Origin of the sequence: Streptococcus pseudopneumoniae, from assembly GCF_001076775.1 — a bacterium.
Lineage (GTDB): Bacteria > Bacillota > Bacilli > Lactobacillales > Streptococcaceae > Streptococcus > Streptococcus pseudopneumoniae_G.
This window is the reverse complement of the sequence record NZ_JVGV01000011.1, coordinates 39,399-56,849: the sequence shown is the minus strand read 5'-3', so window position 1 is coordinate 56,849 and position 17,451 is coordinate 39,399. Positions and strand designations below refer to the sequence as shown.

At 40.5% G+C, this 17,451-nt stretch carries 18 protein-coding genes; 10 read left to right on the top strand and 8 right to left on the bottom strand.

What is annotated here, in order from left to right; translation table 11 throughout:
• Positions 1 to 60: 60 nt before the first annotated feature.
• The 5 genes from ADJ60_RS02415 (at position 61) to ADJ60_RS02395 (ending at position 4,919) form a co-directional block, all read left to right on the top strand.
• Positions 61 to 1,545 carry an ABC transporter substrate-binding protein gene (locus ADJ60_RS02415; RefSeq protein WP_000800391.1) on the top strand — a complete coding sequence of 495 codons (1,485 nt, stop codon included), beginning with the start codon at positions 61 to 63 and terminating at the stop codon, positions 1,543 to 1,545.
• Positions 1,546 to 1,777: 232 nt separating this feature from the next.
• A complete protein-coding gene (locus tag ADJ60_RS02410; RefSeq protein WP_049543195.1) occupies positions 1,778 to 2,467 on the top strand; it encodes a CPBP family intramembrane glutamic endopeptidase in 690 nt (229 codons plus the stop codon).
• Positions 2,468 to 2,522: 55 nt separating this feature from the next.
• Positions 2,523 to 2,819: a bacteriocin immunity protein gene (locus ADJ60_RS02405; RefSeq protein ID WP_049543194.1), complete on the top strand. Its 297-nt coding sequence runs from the start codon at positions 2,523 to 2,525 to the stop codon at positions 2,817 to 2,819.
• A gap of 131 nt (positions 2,820 to 2,950) precedes the next feature.
• Positions 2,951 to 3,937 carry a rhodanese-related sulfurtransferase gene (locus ADJ60_RS02400; RefSeq protein WP_001030020.1) on the top strand — a complete coding sequence of 329 codons (987 nt, stop codon included), beginning with the start codon at positions 2,951 to 2,953 and terminating at the stop codon, positions 3,935 to 3,937.
• A 121-nt stretch (positions 3,938 to 4,058) separates the two neighbouring features.
• Positions 4,059 to 4,919 (top strand): DUF4299 family protein, encoded by an 861-nt coding sequence (locus tag ADJ60_RS02395; protein ID WP_049543192.1) that lies wholly within the window; start codon positions 4,059 to 4,061, stop codon positions 4,917 to 4,919.
• A gap of 64 nt (positions 4,920 to 4,983) precedes the next feature.
• Here ADJ60_RS02395 and ADJ60_RS02390 read toward each other — a convergent pair whose 3' ends face one another.
• The 5 genes from ADJ60_RS02390 to ADJ60_RS02370 all read right to left on the bottom strand — a co-directional run bounded on the left by ADJ60_RS02390 (position 4,984) and on the right by ADJ60_RS02370 (position 9,227).
• Complete coding sequence (locus ADJ60_RS02390) at positions 4,984 to 6,048, bottom strand: DUF6574 domain-containing protein (RefSeq protein ID WP_049543189.1); 1,065 nt, start codon at positions 6,046 to 6,048, stop codon at positions 4,984 to 4,986.
• A 62-nt stretch (positions 6,049 to 6,110) separates the two neighbouring features.
• Entirely contained in the window at positions 6,111 to 7,022 is a 912-nt protein-coding gene (locus ADJ60_RS02385) for a DUF4097 domain-containing protein (protein ID WP_049543187.1), read from the bottom strand.
• Complete coding sequence (locus tag ADJ60_RS02380) at positions 7,015 to 7,608, bottom strand: DUF1700 domain-containing protein (RefSeq protein ID WP_049543184.1); 594 nt, start codon at positions 7,606 to 7,608, stop codon at positions 7,015 to 7,017. Before ADJ60_RS02380 ends, ADJ60_RS02385 begins: the two co-directional genes overlap by 8 nt.
• The gene (locus tag ADJ60_RS02375; protein ID WP_023945679.1) at positions 7,595 to 7,921 is read right to left on the bottom strand and encodes a PadR family transcriptional regulator; all 327 of its coding nucleotides are present in this window, start codon (positions 7,919 to 7,921) and stop codon (positions 7,595 to 7,597) included. Before ADJ60_RS02375 ends, ADJ60_RS02380 begins: the two co-directional genes overlap by 14 nt.
• 139 nt (positions 7,922 to 8,060) lie before the next feature.
• Positions 8,061 to 9,227, bottom strand: a complete 1,167-nt coding sequence (locus ADJ60_RS02370; RefSeq protein WP_049543180.1) for a CynX/NimT family MFS transporter — start codon at positions 9,225 to 9,227, stop codon at positions 8,061 to 8,063.
• 154 nt (positions 9,228 to 9,381) lie between these two features.
• Here ADJ60_RS02370 and ADJ60_RS02365 point away from each other — a divergent pair, with 154 nt between their 5' ends.
• Together ADJ60_RS02365 and ADJ60_RS02360 are read left to right on the top strand one after the other, a co-directional pair.
• The gene (locus ADJ60_RS02365; protein WP_049543178.1) at positions 9,382 to 10,212 is read left to right on the top strand and encodes a glycosyltransferase; all 831 of its coding nucleotides are present in this window, start codon (positions 9,382 to 9,384) and stop codon (positions 10,210 to 10,212) included.
• Between the two features lie 236 nt (positions 10,213 to 10,448).
• Positions 10,449 to 12,299, top strand: a complete 1,851-nt coding sequence (locus tag ADJ60_RS02360; protein WP_001035713.1) for a polysaccharide biosynthesis protein — start codon at positions 10,449 to 10,451, stop codon at positions 12,297 to 12,299.
• A gap of 108 nt (positions 12,300 to 12,407) precedes the next feature.
• Here ADJ60_RS02360 and ADJ60_RS02355 read toward each other — a convergent pair whose 3' ends face one another.
• Genes ADJ60_RS02355 through sdaAB form a run of 3 tightly spaced genes read right to left on the bottom strand, consistent with a single transcriptional unit; the run spans position 12,408 to position 14,614 of the window.
• Positions 12,408 to 13,040: an HAD family hydrolase gene (locus ADJ60_RS02355; protein ID WP_049543176.1), complete on the bottom strand. Its 633-nt coding sequence runs from the start codon at positions 13,038 to 13,040 to the stop codon at positions 12,408 to 12,410.
• A 21-nt stretch (positions 13,041 to 13,061) separates the two neighbouring features.
• Positions 13,062 to 13,934 carry an L-serine ammonia-lyase, iron-sulfur-dependent, subunit alpha gene (gene sdaAA, locus ADJ60_RS02350; protein ID WP_049543173.1) on the bottom strand — a complete coding sequence of 291 codons (873 nt, stop codon included), beginning with the start codon at positions 13,932 to 13,934 and terminating at the stop codon, positions 13,062 to 13,064.
• Between the two features lie 8 nt (positions 13,935 to 13,942).
• Positions 13,943 to 14,614, bottom strand: a complete 672-nt coding sequence (gene sdaAB / locus ADJ60_RS02345; protein ID WP_049543171.1) for an L-serine ammonia-lyase, iron-sulfur-dependent subunit beta — start codon at positions 14,612 to 14,614, stop codon at positions 13,943 to 13,945.
• 239 nt (positions 14,615 to 14,853) lie between these two features.
• Here sdaAB and ADJ60_RS02340 point away from each other — a divergent pair, with 239 nt between their 5' ends.
• The 3 genes from ADJ60_RS02340 to ADJ60_RS02330 all read left to right on the top strand — a co-directional run bounded on the left by ADJ60_RS02340 (position 14,854) and on the right by ADJ60_RS02330 (position 17,415).
• Positions 14,854 to 15,504 carry a LysM peptidoglycan-binding domain-containing protein gene (locus ADJ60_RS02340; protein ID WP_049543169.1) on the top strand — a complete coding sequence of 217 codons (651 nt, stop codon included), beginning with the start codon at positions 14,854 to 14,856 and terminating at the stop codon, positions 15,502 to 15,504.
• Positions 15,505 to 15,642: 138 nt separating this feature from the next.
• Positions 15,643 to 16,515, top strand: coding sequence for a helix-turn-helix domain-containing protein (locus ADJ60_RS02335; protein ID WP_049500743.1), 873 nt, complete (start codon positions 15,643 to 15,645; stop codon positions 16,513 to 16,515).
• Positions 16,516 to 16,827: 312 nt separating this feature from the next.
• Positions 16,828 to 17,415 carry a hypothetical protein gene (locus ADJ60_RS02330; RefSeq protein WP_049543167.1) on the top strand — a complete coding sequence of 196 codons (588 nt, stop codon included), beginning with the start codon at positions 16,828 to 16,830 and terminating at the stop codon, positions 17,413 to 17,415.
• Positions 17,416 to 17,451 lie beyond the last annotated feature (36 nt).

Here is a 17,451-nt window from a genome sequence, read left to right as displayed (position 1 = left end):
CGTGAAGTTAAGATCATTATATTGTTTATAAGTTTAAAAATAAAAAAAGGAGTTTTTGTCATGAAAAACTGGAAAAAATATGCTTTTGCATCTGCTAGCGTAGTCGCTTTGGCTGCTGGTCTCGCTGCTTGTGGAAACCTTTCAGGTAACAGTAAAAAAGCTGCTGACTCAGCTTCAGGTGAAAAAACTGTTATCAAAATGTACCAAATCGGTGACAAACCAGATAACTTAGATGAATTGCTAGAAAATGCTAACAAAATCATCGGTGAAAAAGTTGGTGCTAAATTGGATATCCAATATCTTGGATGGGGTGACTATGATAAGAAAATGTCAGTTATCACATCATCTGGTGAAAACTACGATATCGCCTTTGCATCTAACTATGTTGTAAATGCTCAAAAAGGTGCCTATGCTGACTTGACTGACTTGTATAAGAAAGAAGGGGCAGAGCTTTATAAAGCACTTGACCCAGCTTACATCAAAGGTAACAGCATTAACGGTAAAATTTACGCAGTTCCAGTTGCAGCCAACGTTGCATCATCTCAAAACTTCGCTTTCAACGGAACTCTTCTTGCTAAATACGGTATCGATATTTCAGGTGTCACTTCATATGAAACACTTGAACCAGTCTTGAAACAAATCAAAGAAAAAGCTCCAGATGTAGTGCCATTTGCGGTTACTAAGAACTTCATCCCATCTGATAACTTTGACTACCCAGTTCCAAACGGACTTCCATTCGTTATCGACCTTGAAGGGGACACTACTAAGATCGTAAACCGTTACGAAGTGCCTCGCTTTAAAGAACACTTGAAGACTCTTCACAAATTCTATGAAGCTGGATACATTCCAAAAGACGTAGCAACAAGCGATACTTCATTTGACCTTCAACAAGATACTTGGTTCGTTCGTGAAGAAACAGTAGGACCAGCTGACTACGGTAACAGCTTGCTTTCACGTGTTGCGAACAAAGATATCCAAATCAAACCAATCACTAACTTCATCAAGAAAAACCAAACAACACAAGTTGCTAACTTTGTTATCTCAAACAACTCTAAGAACAAAGAAAAATCAATGGAAGTGTTGAACCTCTTGAACACTAACCCAGAACTCTTGAATGGTCTTGTTTATGGTCCAGAAGGCAAGAACTGGGAAAAAATTCCAGGTAAAGAAAACCGTGTTAAAGTCCTTGATGGCTACAAAGGAAACACTCACATGGGTGGATGGAACACTGGTAACAACTGGATCCTTTACATCAACGAAAACGTTACAGACCAACAAATCGAAGATTCTAAGAAACAGTTGGCTGAAGCTAAAGAATCTCCAGCACTTGGATTCATCTTTAACACTGACAATGTGAAATCTGAAATCTCAGCAATCTCTAACACAATGCAACAATTCGATACAGCTATCAACACTGGTACTGTAGACCCAGACAAAGCTATTCCAGAATTGATGGAAAAATTGAAATCTGAAGGTGCTTACGATAAAGTATTGAACGAAATGCAAAAACAATACGATGAATTCTTGAAAAACAAAAAATCATAAGATCAATTGATTTCGTGTATTCATTCCTAATTCCTAAAAATTGAATCACTGTTTTCCTCAGGCTTATCTGGGGGAGGCAGTGATTTTTTGAAACGAGAGCATAGATATCCGTGTTTTCTTATCACTATTTAACCATTCAGGAAATCTTAAGCACCATTTAGGATTTGGAGTAAGGATTTAGGAAAATATCGCTTATATTAGAGATGTTCCAAGTTTACAACGGAGGGTTCACATGAAAAAGTATCAACTTCTATTCAAAATAAGTGCAGTTTTCTCTTACTTATTTTTCGTATTTGGTCTTTCTCATCTGACGCTTATTGTTCAAAATTATTGGCAATTTTCTTCCCAGATTGGCAATTTCGTCTGGATTCAAAATCTTTTGAGTTTGCTATTTAGTGGAGTCATGATTTGGATTCTGTTTAAGACAGGGCACGGCTATCTTTTTCGCATTCCGAGAAAAAAATGGCTTTGGTATTCGATTTTGACAGTATTAGTGGTAGTGCTCCAGATCTCTTTTAACGTTCAGACAGCTAAACATGTTCAGTCAACTGCTGAAGGTTGGGCCGTATTGATCGGTTATAGTGGGACCAACTTTGCTGAGCTAGGTATCTATATAACTTTGTTCTTTCTGACTCCACTTATGGAAGAGCTAATCTATAGAGGATTACTGCAACACGCCTTTTTTAAGCATTCGAGATTTGGCCTTGATTTGCTTCTTCCGTCAATTTTATTTGCTCTTCCTCATTTTTCAAGTCTGCCTAGTTTGTTAGATATCTTCGTCTTTGCAACATCTGGCATCATCTTTGCTAGTTTGACCCGCTATACCAAGAGCATTTATCCTTCCTATGCGGTGCATGTGATTAATAATATTTTCGCGACTCTACCATTTCTGCTGACTTTTTTACATAGGGTGTTTGGGTAAATACTGACGCGAGAGTTAGGAATGATAGCTTTTCAATTTAAGGAGGGAAATAAGAATGACACCATTAAAATGGTTTGCAGGAGGCAGCGAAAGACGTTGTGAAGCCATGACGATCATAGATCATCTATTGGAAGATATAAAGGATACGCCTCAACTGACTCCCTTGAAAAATCTGTTAGTGAGTTATAAAAGACGATTAGAGGACGATGGGACCTCTACTCCATTTATTTTGAGTCAAATGAATGTTGACCTTGCGCGCGTATTGATTGATAACAAGCTAAGTTTGTCAGAAAATCAAGCTGAGCAGATCAAAAAATTGAGAGAACTATCTGCAATTCGCTATGGTTACTGATGAAGTGCAGGGACAGGCCATCTTCTACAATTTCCAGTCAAATAAATTGCATTCGCTTTCTCAAGCAGGTATACTAGTATAGTTAGATGAAAAATTCTGAAAATTTAAGAATAGAAAAGAGAACAAATCTTATGGCAAAAGATATTCGTGTCTTACTTTACTACCTTTACACTCCAATTGAAAATGCAGAGCAATTTGCTGCAGACCACTTGGCTTTCTGTAAATCAATTGGCCTTAAAGGTCGTATCCTAGTCGCTGACGAGGGGATTAACGGAACAGTTTCAGGTGACTACGAAACAACTCAAAAATACATGGACTACGTTCACAGTCTCCCAGGAATGGAAGACCTCTGGTTCAAGATTGACGAAGAAAGTGAACAAGCTTTCAAGAAGATGTTTGTTCGCTATAAGAAAGAAATTGTCCACCTTGGTTTGGAAGACAACGACTTTGACAATGACATCAACCCACTTGAAACAACAGGTGCTTACTTGTCTCCAAAAGAGTTCAAAGAAGCTCTTCTTGACGAAGATACAGTTGTCCTTGACACACGTAACGATTATGAGTACGACCTAGGACACTTCCGTGGGGCTATCCGCCCAGATATCCGCAACTTCCGTGAGTTGCCACAATGGGTTCGTGATAACAAAGAAAAATTCATGGACAAGCGTGTCGTGGTTTACTGTACAGGTGGGGTTCGCTGTGAGAAATTCTCAGGCTGGATGGTCCGTGAAGGCTACAAAGATGTCGGCCAATTGCACGGAGGAATTGCAACTTACGGTAAAGATCCAGAAGTCCAAGGTGAGCTTTGGGATGGGAAAATGTACGTCTTTGACGAGCGTATCGCCGTAGATGTCAACCATGTCAACCCAACTATCGTAGGGAAAGACTGGTTTGATGGAACACCATGTGAACGTTATGTCAACTGTGGAAATCCATTCTGTAACCGTCGTATCTTGACATCAGAAGAAAATGAAGACAAGTACCTTCGTGGATGTTCACACGAGTGCCGTGTTCACCCACGTAACCGCTATGTTTCAGAACATGAATTGACACAAGCTGAAGTTGTCGAGCGCCTAGCCGCTATCGGTGAAAGCTTGGATCAAGCAGCTACTGTATAAGATTAAACAGTCCTTAGGGGTTGTTTTTCTATGCTTTTTACTCAAAAATCTAAAGTTTGTTTCTGTATCTTTCAGGAAAATAAGGTATACTATATGTAAACGATTTCAAAGGAGTCCAGTTATGACGAAAACATTTTTTATTCCAAATAAACAGAGCATTTTAGGAGAACAAGAGATTTTGACTGCCAAGTCCATCTTGGCCTTGGTAGATGGTTTGGAGTCACATAGCTATGATGCTGTCTATCTTCGTCAGCCTCTTAGCCGTCTTGAATATATTGAGTGTGCGATAGTGGGGCAATCACAATTTCTCTTTAAGGTCAGTTATGCTGATGATCAAAAGGCATATCGTGTCGATCTTCCTGACCTACTAACGAAGACAGACTGGGAAATCATCAAGTCATTTTTAGATGCCCTGCTTGCTTATACAGGAACTGAGATTGAAGGACTAGATGGTTTTGATTTTGAAGCTTATTTCCAAGCAAGTATTCAAGCCTATCTAGCAGACACTGCAGCTCGTTTTACGATTTGTCAAGGAATCTTTAATCCTGTTTTCTTTAGTCATGAGGACTTGAAAAGCTTTTTAGAGGCAGATGGTTTGGCACAGTTTGAAGCACGTGTACGTGCAGTTCAAGAGACAGATGCTTACTTTGCAAGAGTTTCCTTCTATCAGGATGGAGAAGGACAAGTTCACGGTGTTTACCATCTGGCTCAAGGAGTCAAGACTGTTTTACCGAGAGAACCATTTGTTCCTGCTTCCTATATTGAGCAATTGCTGGATAAGGAAGTTCAGTGGGAGATTGACTTGGTTCAAATTACAGGAGACGGCTCTAAACCAGAAGACTATGAAGCCATTGCCCGCTTGGACTATGCAAAATTCCTAGAGTCATTACCATCAGCATCTTACCACCAATTAGATGCCAATCAATTAGAAGTGCAACCAATCTTAGACAAAGATTTTAAAGCATTAGCACAAGAAGAGTAAAGCAGGTCAAGTGACTTGCTTTTTTGACATAGAAAAATCCTGCCATGAAAGACAGGATTGAAGTTTAAAGAAAGGCCAAGATACGAAGGTAATCTCCAATCAGTGCTACCTCAGCTACAAAGAAGAGGAGGATAATGACTCCGTTCACAAGGACAGACAAGAATAACTGATAGAAGGAGTCGGTTTCACTTGCTTGACTTGGCCTTGTAATGATATGGAGACTGGCAAGCAGAATGATTCCAACACTAATCACACACAAGAGGGCTGTGAATCGCAGGCTATCAAAGAAGGCAAAGAAACTAGCAATGGCAGTGAGGAAGATTGGAATTGCCAAGAGTTGACTATATTGTTGGAGAACCTTTTCTAGCGTCCAGTCTTTTTCCTGGTGGATAAATCGTCTCACGACGAAACCACCCAAGAGGAATGAAAAGAAGAAGAGTGTTGTTGCTACTAGGATAGAGATAATCGAAAAGAGATTTAATGAAGCAAATTGTTCAGGGAAGTGATTATGCATAGTTGCTATATGTCCATAGTAAGCATGTTTGATGTGGTAGATACTAAAGAAAAAGGAAGATGCAGAAAACAGAATGAGCAAGAGAAAGGCTGTGTAACTGTGTGTGCTACTTGTTTCAAGACTGCTTGTAGGAGATTTGATTGCTTCCACTAGCCAAGACCAAAAATCAAGCGCTTGCTCTTTCCATCTATCCGTAGATTTTGGAGCTTGGTCGGGGATATAGGGACTTTCTAAGGATTGACTGATAAGAAGGGGCTCTTTCGTGGTTGGTTTTTGCTGAGGAAGTGCTTCTTGACTCTCTTCAGCTATAGTGACTTTTTCTGTTTCTTTAGAAAAATCTTGCTCTTCTTCAGTAGAATCTAATGCTTTCTTTTCTTCTATTTCTGTTCTCGCTTCACTGTCTTCAGGCGTTTCAATTTTCTCTTCTTGCTGGCTTTCCAGTTCGACTTCAGCTTGAGAGACGTCCTCCTCTACTTGAGTATTTTTTTCAATTGGTGTATCGAGATTGGCTATCGTTTCTTCAGCCTTGTCTGCAACCTCTTGAGTTTGCTCTTCAGGTTTGTTCTTGCTTGTTGCTTTTACAAAATCATTACTTTCAAACCATTCTTGTTTCATGGTAGAACCTCCTTTTTAGTTAGATAAATATGCTTCCATAGTAGCAAATGTAAGCGTTTTTGTCAACGTCTGTTTGGTATGGATATTAGCTCAATATCATTATCAGCTCTAGCAATGAGTTGATCCTTGGCCTCGGTTTTTTCAGTTTTGTAAGGGTTGCTTAATTCCGTACCTCTTGATTCAGGCTCTTCTCTTGTGAATTGGTGGATAGAACCATAGTTACTTGAGATGTCCCAGTTAATTCGTTGGTTCTCTTTCTGGTCTAGGATGATTCTGAGATACTTTTTGGCAGTCAGTTCAACCTTACCATGGACTTGGATATTTTCAGCGTGGAAGTGCTTCTCTGTTGACTCTAGTTGACTATCTGTAAGGTCTGTATCAAAGATATTAACGATATTAGGGGTTGTGAGTTTACTGTTTTTGATACGACTTCCTTCAATTCGGAGGATATAGCTGTTTGTATTGAGGGTCGCATTTTCAAGGCTAGCATTTATGATGGTGGTTTGTCTGCGATTGGCTGAGATGTTGATTCCTTTTAGGCTTCTTCCTTTTGGCAATTGGAGAATAACTTCATCAAAACGACTAGAGTAGCTGCTTGCGATATGGAGAATCCCGCCGATTCCAGAAGAGAGAAATGGAGTTTCAGACAGTTTCTTATCAGTGAGGCTCAGCGTTTTATCGTTCTGATTCGTGATAAGATCATGGTGAGCAGAAAGAGATGGATGGTAAGAAATGTGGATTTGATCATCGAAAGAGTCTGTGATGGTCAGCGCGTGTTGGTGGAGCGTGATTTCTAGGTTTTCGACTTCCTTGCCAAAGGTCAGCTCTTCCATCCGACTATCATAGACAGGCTCCTTGGACATGGCAAGCAGACTCTTAATCCCGTCAGATTGGATCCCCACAAAGAGCAGGATAAAGCCGATAATGGTAGTCACCACACCAAAAATGAGAAATCCTCTTGTCCATTTACGCATGCTGGTCACCTCTCTTTCCTTTTTTAAGAACAAATTGCACCAGGCGAACAATGAGTAGGCCGAAGAAACGAGCTACATAGGAAATACCTAGTAAGACTAGTGAAGAAGCACCGATGGCTAGTAAACCAGAACCGAAAATCAAGATAAAGGCTGATTTAGCTTGGGCGAGGACAGTGAAACTTTCAACTAAGAATAGGAATCCGCCGATGATACCAAGTATAGAAACCGCAAAGAAAGCTATAATGACAGTCAAGGCTGCCACAAGGATTGCGAACAGGGACACGAGGATGGCGATTCCCAGAGGAATACCGATGGGTGCTGCAAGGAGGGCTAACAAGGCGATATGCAAAATTTGTCGGTTATTCTTTTGAGCAGGTGCTTCATTGATTTTTTTATCGAGAAGATTGGAGAGAACTTCGTGAGCTGCTTCCTTAGGAGTTCCCAAGCTAGCGATGAGTTCTTCTTCTCCTTCGACTCCAGCATCGTCAAAGAGTTCCCTGAAATAGTCCATGGCTTCAATTTGGTCAGCCTGAGGCAGTTTTTTGAGATAGAGTTCTAGCTGAGTCAGGTATTCAGTTCTTGTCATGGCGGATACTCCCTTCTATGATGCCATTAATGGTGTCTGTATAGAGTGCCCATTCATCTTTCAGGGTCACGAGCTGTTCTATACCACCATTTGTCAAGGAGTAGTATTTGCGCATGCGACCTTGGAACTCTCTAGAATAGGTTGTCAGAAAGCTATTGCCTTCCAATTTTTTTAGGATAGGATAGAGTGTAGATTCTTTGATATTAGCGATAAGCTTAATGGTCTGGCTAATCTCATACCCATAAGAATCACCCTGCTCCAGTACGGCCAAGATGAGAAATTCAATCAAGGCAGAGGATGTTGGAAAGTACATGGGAAACCTCCTTTTCTAATGTGTAAGATTTTTATATATAATTTTTCTACACATACATTGTACATCTAAAAAAAAGCCCTGTCAAGAGAAATGTGTAAAATTTTTATATATAAAAAAACTTCTAGGCAAAACTAGAAGTTTAGAGGATTTTATCAGCTCTGTCCACTGTAAAGAGGGCCACAGTCATCAGGATATCGACGAGTAAGAGGGCAGCTACAGCTGGCACCCAAGAGTGGAAAAGGTCAAAACTGTAACCAAAGAGGGTTGGCCCAAAGGCTGCTAGGATATAGCCTCCTGTTTGAGATAAACCAGACAATTGGGCAGTCTTTTCAGGGGCGCTTGTCTTGAGTGAAAAGTTGACCATGAGATAGGGGAAGAGGGCGCTGGTTGCGGTTCCGATGAGGAGATGGATGGCAAGCCAGTAAAAGAAATTACCGATTGGGAAAAAGAGCATGGAAATGCCGACCACACCAGCTAGTGAAACCAGAGCGAGCATGAGCTGACGGTTGCGAGTAGACAAGCTGGTTGTCAGGCTTGGGATGGTCATTGAAAAAGGAATGCTAATCAGAGAGAAGATAGAAGTCAGCAAGCCAGCTTCGTGACTGGATAGGCCTGCATGGATAGCCATGGTAGGTAGCCAGGTCATAGCTGTGTAAAAGAGCAAGGATTGAAAACCTGCAAAGACAATAACTGCCCAGACCTGTTTATTACGCATGACCTTTGCTTTGCTTTTTTGTTTGGTTTGTGGAGCCAGTCTGTGATTATAGCGGTGATTAGGTAGCCAGACCAAAAAAGTTGCTAGGCAGAGCAGGGTGAGGAGGATGATAAGTCCTTTCCAAGAACTGGCTTGTGTAATGGGCACAGCTAGATAGGACGCCAGAGCCGTCGCAATCCCCATAGAAGTTACATATAAGGTGGTCAGAAAACCAATTTTCTTTGGTTGATTGGCTTGGATGAGACTAGGAAGCAGAACATTGATGACTGCGATACTTGCCCCAACCATCAAGGTTCCTAGATAGAGCAGGGGCAGATTGATTAGTCGAATGAGGGAACCGATAGTCAAGAAGAAGAGGCTGTAGGTGAAGAGATGCTCCAAGCCGATTTTTTGAGCCAGTCGGGTAGAAAATAGCGAGAAGAGGGTAAACATGAGGAGAGGAAGGCTGGTCAAGACACCAAGCGAACTAACTTCTACTCCCAGCCCTTGCGAAATATCTCCCAAAATAATAGGTAAAACAGTAAAAGGAGTCCGCAAGGAAACACCAATCAGGATAATACCTGGAACAAAAAAGAGTGATTGCTTTTTCATATAATACCTCTCCTAGCTGATTTTAATAACAGCTTATTTTAAGGCTTTTTCACTATAATGTCAAGTAAGGTTTCTGGCTTTCAAGATAAAAATGGGAAAGTCTTGAAAATTATGATAAAATAGTGGAAGGAAATCTATATATTGGAGAAAAACTGTGTCTGAAAAGCAAAAAATCAGCGTATTGATGTCGGTATATATCAAGGAAAATCCGACATTTTTAAAGGATGCTATTGAGAGTGTTCAAAATCAGACCCTGAAACCGAGCGAATTGGTTCTGGTTGAGGATGGGCCTTTGACACCTGAGCTCTATCAGGTATTAGACCAGCTTGAAGCTGAGTCTGATATTCCAGTGAAACGCTATCCTCTTGAGCAGAATCAAGGTTTGGGTCTGGCTCTTCGACAGGGTGTTTTGCAGTGTCAGTACGATATCATCGCTCGTATGGATACGGATGATATAGCAGTTCCAGATCGTTTTGAGAAACAGGTTCAGCTAATGGAGAAGAAAAACCTTGACCTATTAGGTGGCCATATTGCAGAGTTTATTGACAATCCTGATGAGATTGTTTCTTACCGTCGTGTTCCAACCCAGCATGCAGAGATTGTGGCTTATCAAAGGATGAGAAGTGCTTTTAACCATATGACTGTCATGTTCAAGAAGGACATGGTTCTCAAGGCAGGTAACTATGAGGATGGCCTCTATATGGAGGATGACCTCCTCTGGCTCAATATGATTGCTGCAGGAGCCAAGACTGGAAATCTGGATCAAATCTTGTGTAAGGTTCGTGTCGGAGCAGGGATGTTTGAGCGTCGTGGGGGACTGCGTTACCTCAAACTCTATCGTCAAGCTCGTCAACGGATGCTGAAGCGAGGACAAATTTCTTACATGGAGTATGCCAAGAGTGTTGCCATTCAGATGGTGGTTGCCCTTTGTCCCGGATTTGTCCGACAGTTTATTTTTATGAAACTGTTACGAAAAAGCAAGTAAAAGATTGTAGCAAATCGTAAACTAGATAAAAAGTGTTATAATAACAATATAATGCTCTTCGAAAATCTCTTCAAACCGCGTCAACCTCGCCTTGCCGTATGTATGTGACTGACTTCGTCAGTCTTATCTACAGCCTCAAAACAGTGTTTTGAGCAGCCTGCGGCTAGTTTCCTAGTTTGCTCTTTGATTTTCATTGAGTATAATTATCCAGCTCTTTTAAGGAGGAGTAAATTTCTATGAATAAAAAACTCACAGATTATGTGATTGATCTGGTGGAAATTTTAAATAAACAACAAAAACAGGTTTTCTGGGGAATATTTGATATTTTGAGTATGGTGGTTTCCATCATTGTATCTTATATCTTATTCTACGGCTTGATTAATCCAGCACCTGTTGACTACATCATCTATACGAGTTTGGCCTTCCTGTTCTATCAATTGATGATTGGATTTTGGGGGCTGAACGCTAGTATTAGTCGTTACAGCAAGATTACGGATTTCATGAAAATCTTTTTTGGTGTGACTGCTAGCAGTATCTTGTCATATAGTATCTGCTATGCCTTCTTGCCACTTTTTTCAATCCGTTTCATCATTCTCTTTATCTTGTTGAGTACTTTCTTGATTTTATTGCCACGGATTACTTGGCAGTTAATCTACTCTAAACGCAAAAAGGGAAGTGGTGATGGAGAACACCGTCGGACCTTCTTGATTGGTGCCGGTGATGGTGGAGCCCTCTTTATGGATAGTTACCAACATCCAACTAGTGAATTAGAACTTGTCGGTATTTTGGACAAGGATTCTAAGAAAAAGGGCCAAAAACTTGGTGGAATCCCTGTTTTGGGTTCATATGATGATCTGCCTGAATTAGCCAAACGCCATCAAATCGAGCGTGTTATCGTTGCGATTCCGTCGCTTGACCCGTCAGAATATGAACGTATCTTGCAGATGTGTAATAAGCTGGGTGTCAAGTGTTACAAGATGCCTAAGGTTGAAACGGTTGTTCAAGGACTTCACCAAGCAGGTACTGGCTTCCAAAAAATTGATATTACGGACCTTTTGGGACGTCAGGAAATTCGTCTTGACGAATCGCGTCTGGGCGCAGAACTGACAGGTAAGACAATCTTAGTCACAGGTGCTGGTGGCTCAATCGGTTCTGAAATCTGTCGCCAAGTTAGTCGCTTCAATCCTGAACGCATCGTCTTGCTCGGTCATGGGGAAAACTCAATCTACCTTGTTTATCATGAATTGATTCGCAAGTTCCAAGGGATTGATTATGTACCGGTTATTGCCGATATTCAAGACTATGACCGTTTGTTGCAAGTCTTTGAACAGTACAAGCCAGCTATTGTTTATCATGCGGCTGCCCACAAGCACGTTCCTATGATGGAGCGCAATCCAAAAGAAGCCTTCAAAAACAATATCCGTGGAACTTACAACGTTGCTAAGGCTGTTGATGAAGCTAAAGTACCTAAGATGGTTATGATTTCGACAGATAAGGCGGTTAATCCACCAAATGTTATGGGAGCAACCAAGCGCGTGGCTGAGTTGATTGTCACTGGCTTTAACCAACGTAGCCAATCAACCTACTGTGCAGTTCGTTTTGGGAATGTTCTTGGTAGCCGTGGTAGTGTCATTCCAGTCTTTGAACGTCAAATTGCTGAAGGCGGGCCTGTAACGGTCACAGATTTTCGCATGACCCGTTACTTTATGACCATTCCAGAAGCTAGCCGTCTGGTTATCCATGCTGGTGCTTATGCCAAGGATGGAGAAGTCTTTATCCTTGATATGGGCAAACCAGTCAAGATTTATGACTTGGCCAAGAAAATGGTGCTTCTAAGTGGCCACACCGAAAGCGAAATTCCAATTGTTGAAGTTGGAATCCGTCCAGGCGAAAAACTTTACGAAGAACTCTTGGTATCGACCGAACTTGTTGATAATCAGGTTATGGATAAGATTTTCGTTGGTAAGGTTAATGTCATGCCTCTAGAAGCCATCGATCAAAAGATTGAAGAGTTCCGCACTCTTAGTGGAGATGAATTGAAGCAAGCCATTATCGCTTTTGCAAATCAAACCACCCACGTTGAATAAAAAAGAAAAACGCATATTATCAGTTCTGAAGAATCTTGGTAATATGCGTTTTGTTATGTAGAAACTTGCTCCATTTTCTTCTGAGATGGGGTTGTCGCCCAGTCTATGTTATTGAAAATAGGCCAAAACTTCTATGGGTTTGTGAGCGATATAATCAGGCTGATAGTTTAGCAAATCTGCTTGCTCCCCAAATCCCCAAGTGACGGCTAATTTCTGAATGCCTGTTTCTTGAGCACCCAGCATATCAAACTTGGTATCTCCGATGATGATAGCTTGTTCTGGGGCTAGTTGATGTGTCTGCAAGGTTTGGCGAATGACATCTGCCTTATGGTGTGCTTCAGGGCTGGAACCATAAATGCCATCAAAGAAATGATAGATTCCCAAGTTTTTAGTCATGTCTTGAGCGGTTGGAGTATTCTTTGTAGTGGTGATATAAAGAGGGTAATTGCTCGATAACTTCTCAAGCAAGTCTACGACCTGAGGAAAGAGTTGAGCTTCATGGATGCCTTTTGCCTTATAGTAAGAACGGTATATCTGGACAGCCTCAGAAATTTGGTCTTTGGGAAGGCAGGTCGCAAAACTACTTTCGAGGGGCGGTCCCATAAAACTACGAATGGTTTTGGCATCAGGGCTAGGCACCCCTAGCTCTTTAAAGGTATGGGTAAAGGCATTGTGAATCCCGATAGAACTGTCAACGAGGGTTCCATCTAGATCGAAAAAGATAGCTGTGATAGAGGTCATGGTTTCTCCTATTTGATAAGCTTATTCTCCGAAAATTTCTTTTTGGAGGCGACGACCAGTAGGGGTGGCAGCGAGTCCGCCTTCAGCTGTTTCACGAAAGGCAGTTGGCATGCTTGCTCCTACTTGGTACATGGCATCGATAACTTCATCCACAGGAATTTTAGATTCGATACCTGCCAAGGCCATGTCTGCTGCGATGAAGGCAAAGCTAGCTCCCATGGCATTACGTTTAACACAGGGAACTTCAACCAAGCCGGCAACAGGGTCACAGATGAGGCCTAGCATATTTTTAATGACAAAGGCAATGGCCTGGCTGGCCTGATAAGGTGTTCCGCCTGCAGCTAGAGTCAAGGCTGCAGCACTCATAGCAGATGCTGAACCAACCTCAGCTTGGCAACCGCCTTCAGCACCCGAGATAGAGGCGTTGTTTGCGATGACTAGTCCAAAGGCACCAGCAGCAAAGAGGAAATCCAGCTGTTGCTCGTGGCTGAGGTCTAATTTTTCAATAGCAGCAGTGAGAACGGAAGGGAGACAGCCGGCACTTCCTGCGGTCGGAGTGGCACAAACCAAGCCCATTTTAGCATTGTGTTCATTGACTGCAATGGCATTTCGGGCAGCAGAGAGAATCGTGTAATCTGACAGAGTTTTTCGATTTTTTATGTAGTGATCCAATTTGGCAGCATCTCCACCTGTCAGGCCACTACGAGATTTATTTTCATTGAGGCCAAGTTGGACAGAGGCTTTCATGACTTCCAGATTGCGTTCCATGAGAAGGAGGACTTCCTCACGTTCGCGACCGGTCAATTCAAACTCTGTTGTAATCATAAGTTCTGAGACATTTCCTTGAAAGTCCAGATCTGCTTGCTCGACCAATTCTTTGATAGAATAAAACATGCTTCCTCCTATTTAAAGAAATTGACATTGTGGAGATGAGGGATTTTTCGAATTTCTTCGATGGCCTCATCACAGTTGCGACTGTCAACTTCGATAATCATAATAGCTTTTTCACCAGCTTTTTCACGAGTAACATTCATCTGGGCGATATTGATACCATAGCGTGAAAGAGCCTCTGTTACGAGGGCAATCATACCTGGAATATCTTGATGAACAATGATGATAGTCGGTGTATTCATATTGAGAGAGACGGCAAAGCCATTGAGTTCGGTGACCTGAATATTCCCTCCTCCGATAGAAATACCAGTCACGCTGATGGTCTTGTGAGCATTTTTGACGGTAATTTTAGTGGTGTTTGGATGAGGAGCATTACTGTCTTTCTGAATGGTCCAGACAATCTTGATGCCGCGCTTGTTGGCAATCTCCAGACTATTTGGGATTTCAGGATTATCTGTATCCATGCCCAAAATACCTGCAACAAGGGCTAGGTCTGTTCCGTGACCACGATAGGTCTTGGCAAATGAGTTAAAAAGTTGGAATTCGACTTCTGTCGGAGTATCATCAAAAATGGAAGAGACAATCTTCCCAATACGAACAGCACCAGCTGTATGGCTACTAGATGGGCCAATCATAACTGGTCCGATGATATCAAAGACAGATTGAAAACGAAGTGATTTCATCAGTTTCCCCTTATAAAAATTCTTATCTCTATTATATCAAAGAATGAAGGTCTTGGCTTTAATTGTGGATGAAAACCTTTTTACACTACAAATAGCATAAAAAAGCATCTTTTGTAACAAAAAATAGCTTATTTAGGGAAATAAAAAATAATTTTGTAATATTTCTACATAAAAGTGTCAAGAAACAGTAATATTTAAAGGGTATGATAGAAGTATAGAAAGAAGGAGAATTTTCAAATATGAAATCAACAACTAAAAAGATTAAAACAACTCTTGCAGGAGTAGCTGCCTTGTTTGCAGTATTTGCTCCATCATTTGTATCTGCTCAAGAATCATCAACTTACACTGTTAAAGAAGGTGATACACTTTCAGAAATCGCTGAAACTCACAACACAACTGTTGAGAAATTGGCAGAAAACAACCACATTGACAACATCCATATGATTTATGTTGGTCAAGAGTTGGTTATCGACGGTCCAGTAGCACCAGCAGCAACACCAGCGCCAGCTACTTATGCAGCACCAGCTGCTCAAGATGAAACTGTTTCAGCTCCAGTAGCAGAAACTACAGAAGTAGTAGAAGAAGCAGCACCAGCTGCAAGCGCTCCTGTAGCAGAAGAAACTGTTGCTACAGCAGAAACTTCAGCACCAGCCGCAACTGTAAGCGGATCTGAAGCAGAAGCTAAAGAATGGATTGCACAAAAAGAATCAGGTGGTAGCTATACAGCTACAAACGGTCAATACATTGGACGTTACCAATTGACAGATTCATACTTGAACGGTGACTACTCAGCTGAAAACCAAGAACGTGTAGCAGATGCTTACGTTGCAGGACGTTACGGTTCATGGTCAGCCGCTAAAAACTTTTGGCTTAACAACGGCTGGTATTAAGAAATAGGGGAAAGAGCTTTGAATAGCTCTTTTTTCTTTCCTTTTTAGAATCCTGTTCACACTATGTAGACAATCTGATATAATCTTCTCAAAAAAGTAGTATAATGTTTTTATAGAATATAAATAGTGGTGGTTAGCATGCATGCATTATTAGCAACAAGATTAAAAAATAAGCGAAAAGAGTTGGGGTGGTCGCAAAAAGAGTTGGCAGAAGGAATTTGCCAACAAACTCAGATAAGTCGAATGGAACAAGGCAAATATATGCCAGGAGCAGATTTGTTATATAAATTATCTGAAAAAATGGGCTTAAATATGGACTATTTCTTTTCAGGAGAAATTTCGAAAGAGTTTCTAGGCTTGTCTGCTTTCAAGAGATTGTCTGAAACATTATTGGAAAATCAAGATTATGCCTCTTTGAAATATGCTTTTGAGGGAGAGAGAAAGCAACAGACTTCTTTATCTTTTGATGAAAAGATTTATCTGGACTGGATAGATGCCATTCTAACTTATCAATGTGAACATCAATTAAAACTAGCTATTTCAAAAATAGAGGACATCCTTAGTAGGATTAGTATTGATAAAGTGGATTACTTATATATTTTGAATACCCTGCTGATTTTCTTAGGCTATGATGAGGATAAGGAGAAATTTGAGCAACTATATGATCAGGTTTCCGTAGCCCTTTCAAAAATCGATACTAGTGTGCGTGAACAAATTGAGTTGTATATCAAAATAAAATACAATTATTGTTACCACCTTTGGAAACAGGAGGAGATGGATAAGTCCAGAGCGCTATTATTGGAGATAATTGAATTTTGTAACAAATATCATAGTAGCTTTAGGTTAGCAGATTTATATTGTTTATTGGGAAATGTAACAGAAGATCTTGATATCTCTGTTGCTAAGGACTATTATATGAAAGCTAAGGTGCTTTATCTAATTGAAAATAATGAAGTCAAGGCGCTCAAGGTGGAACAATATCTAATGGATAAGCAGTCAGATAATGTATAAGGATAGCAAAAGCTATCTTTTTTATGTGTAAAATATAACTATAATTCTTCTTTTTGAAAACATTTAATATTTGCTTTAATTGCTTGACAGGTTATATATGTTGATTTATAATATAGGTGAAACGGGAGGTGTGCAAGCGTTGACAAATTCAGTGACCTTAACTTTGTATTTAGTCGAGAATTATGATGTAGCTAGAAAAGAAAGAATTCTAGTTTGACAATCTTACCAGTCTTATTTAAAGTTGTTATGGAACTATTTTCAAAATAAATAGGCCTCTGCTTTGGGCGGAGTAGTGAATCAGGAGGTTAAGTGATGAACTACAATGTAAAATATCTCTTATCAGGAATATTTATTATAGTCTTTATAGGTTTTCTAGTCTGGATGCGTTATTTTAATCAGAGGAAGGAAGAAGAGCATTCGGATGTGTCTTTTGAAGCGAGGTTAGATAGTGAGGTCAAGGCCTTATATAAACAACTAGGATTGGGTGAGGAGCCTCATTATTTCTTAGCGTATCGCTACCTACATCCTTGGTTCAACTTGGCGATTTTACCACCAACAGTTGAAATTTTCTTAACTAAAATAGCGCTGGTGATGGTAACTCCAGATGAACTACTAATAAGAAATCTTGGGAATGGGATGACTTTCACAAGTGAGCATCATCGTGATTTGCGGCAAGGACTTATCCGCATTCCAAAATCAGAGATGAAAGAATTTGAGATTCGCAACTGGAAAAGAGTTTTTATATTTGGCGATTTTTTGACAATTAAAACAAGCCAACATAGCTATTATTTGCAGGTTAGAGATGATGGACTTCAAAAGGGAAGTCTCTCTACCAAACATTTCTCAGACTTGAAACGACAAGATTTTCTAGGATTATTGACAGATAAAAGAACATTCTGATTGACAATTGCCCAAAAAACTAACCTCTAAATATTC

Excerpts from the sequence above, each read along its gene's own strand:
- ADJ60_RS02415 (WP_000800391.1), top strand. The coding sequence starts at position 61 with ATGAAAAACTGGAAAAAATATGCTTTTGCATCTGCTAGCGTAGTCGCT.
- ADJ60_RS02410 (WP_049543195.1), top strand. The coding sequence starts at position 1,778 with ATGAAAAAGTATCAACTTCTATTCAAAATAAGTGCAGTTTTCTCTTAC.
- ADJ60_RS02405 (WP_049543194.1), top strand. The coding sequence starts at position 2,523 with ATGACACCATTAAAATGGTTTGCAGGAGGCAGCGAAAGACGTTGTGAA.
- ADJ60_RS02400 (WP_001030020.1), top strand. The coding sequence starts at position 2,951 with ATGGCAAAAGATATTCGTGTCTTACTTTACTACCTTTACACTCCAATT.
- ADJ60_RS02395 (WP_049543192.1), top strand. The coding sequence starts at position 4,059 with ATGACGAAAACATTTTTTATTCCAAATAAACAGAGCATTTTAGGAGAA.
- ADJ60_RS02390 (WP_049543189.1), bottom strand. The coding sequence starts at position 6,048 with ATGAAACAAGAATGGTTTGAAAGTAATGATTTTGTAAAAGCAACAAGC.
- ADJ60_RS02385 (WP_049543187.1), bottom strand. The coding sequence starts at position 7,022 with ATGCGTAAATGGACAAGAGGATTTCTCATTTTTGGTGTGGTGACTACC.
- ADJ60_RS02380 (WP_049543184.1), bottom strand. The coding sequence starts at position 7,608 with ATGACAAGAACTGAATACCTGACTCAGCTAGAACTCTATCTCAAAAAA.
- ADJ60_RS02375 (WP_023945679.1), bottom strand. The coding sequence starts at position 7,921 with ATGTACTTTCCAACATCCTCTGCCTTGATTGAATTTCTCATCTTGGCC.
- ADJ60_RS02370 (WP_049543180.1), bottom strand. The coding sequence starts at position 9,227 with ATGAAAAAGCAATCACTCTTTTTTGTTCCAGGTATTATCCTGATTGGT.
- ADJ60_RS02360 (WP_001035713.1), top strand. The coding sequence starts at position 10,449 with ATGAATAAAAAACTCACAGATTATGTGATTGATCTGGTGGAAATTTTA.
- ADJ60_RS02355 (WP_049543176.1), bottom strand. The coding sequence starts at position 13,040 with ATGACCTCTATCACAGCTATCTTTTTCGATCTAGATGGAACCCTCGTT.
- sdaAA (WP_049543173.1), bottom strand. The coding sequence starts at position 13,934 with ATGTTTTATTCTATCAAAGAATTGGTCGAGCAAGCAGATCTGGACTTT.
- sdaAB (WP_049543171.1), bottom strand. The coding sequence starts at position 14,614 with ATGAAATCACTTCGTTTTCAATCTGTCTTTGATATCATCGGACCAGTT.
- ADJ60_RS02340 (WP_049543169.1), top strand. The coding sequence starts at position 14,854 with ATGAAATCAACAACTAAAAAGATTAAAACAACTCTTGCAGGAGTAGCT.
- ADJ60_RS02335 (WP_049500743.1), top strand. The coding sequence starts at position 15,643 with ATGCATGCATTATTAGCAACAAGATTAAAAAATAAGCGAAAAGAGTTG.
- ADJ60_RS02330 (WP_049543167.1), top strand. The coding sequence starts at position 16,828 with ATGAACTACAATGTAAAATATCTCTTATCAGGAATATTTATTATAGTC.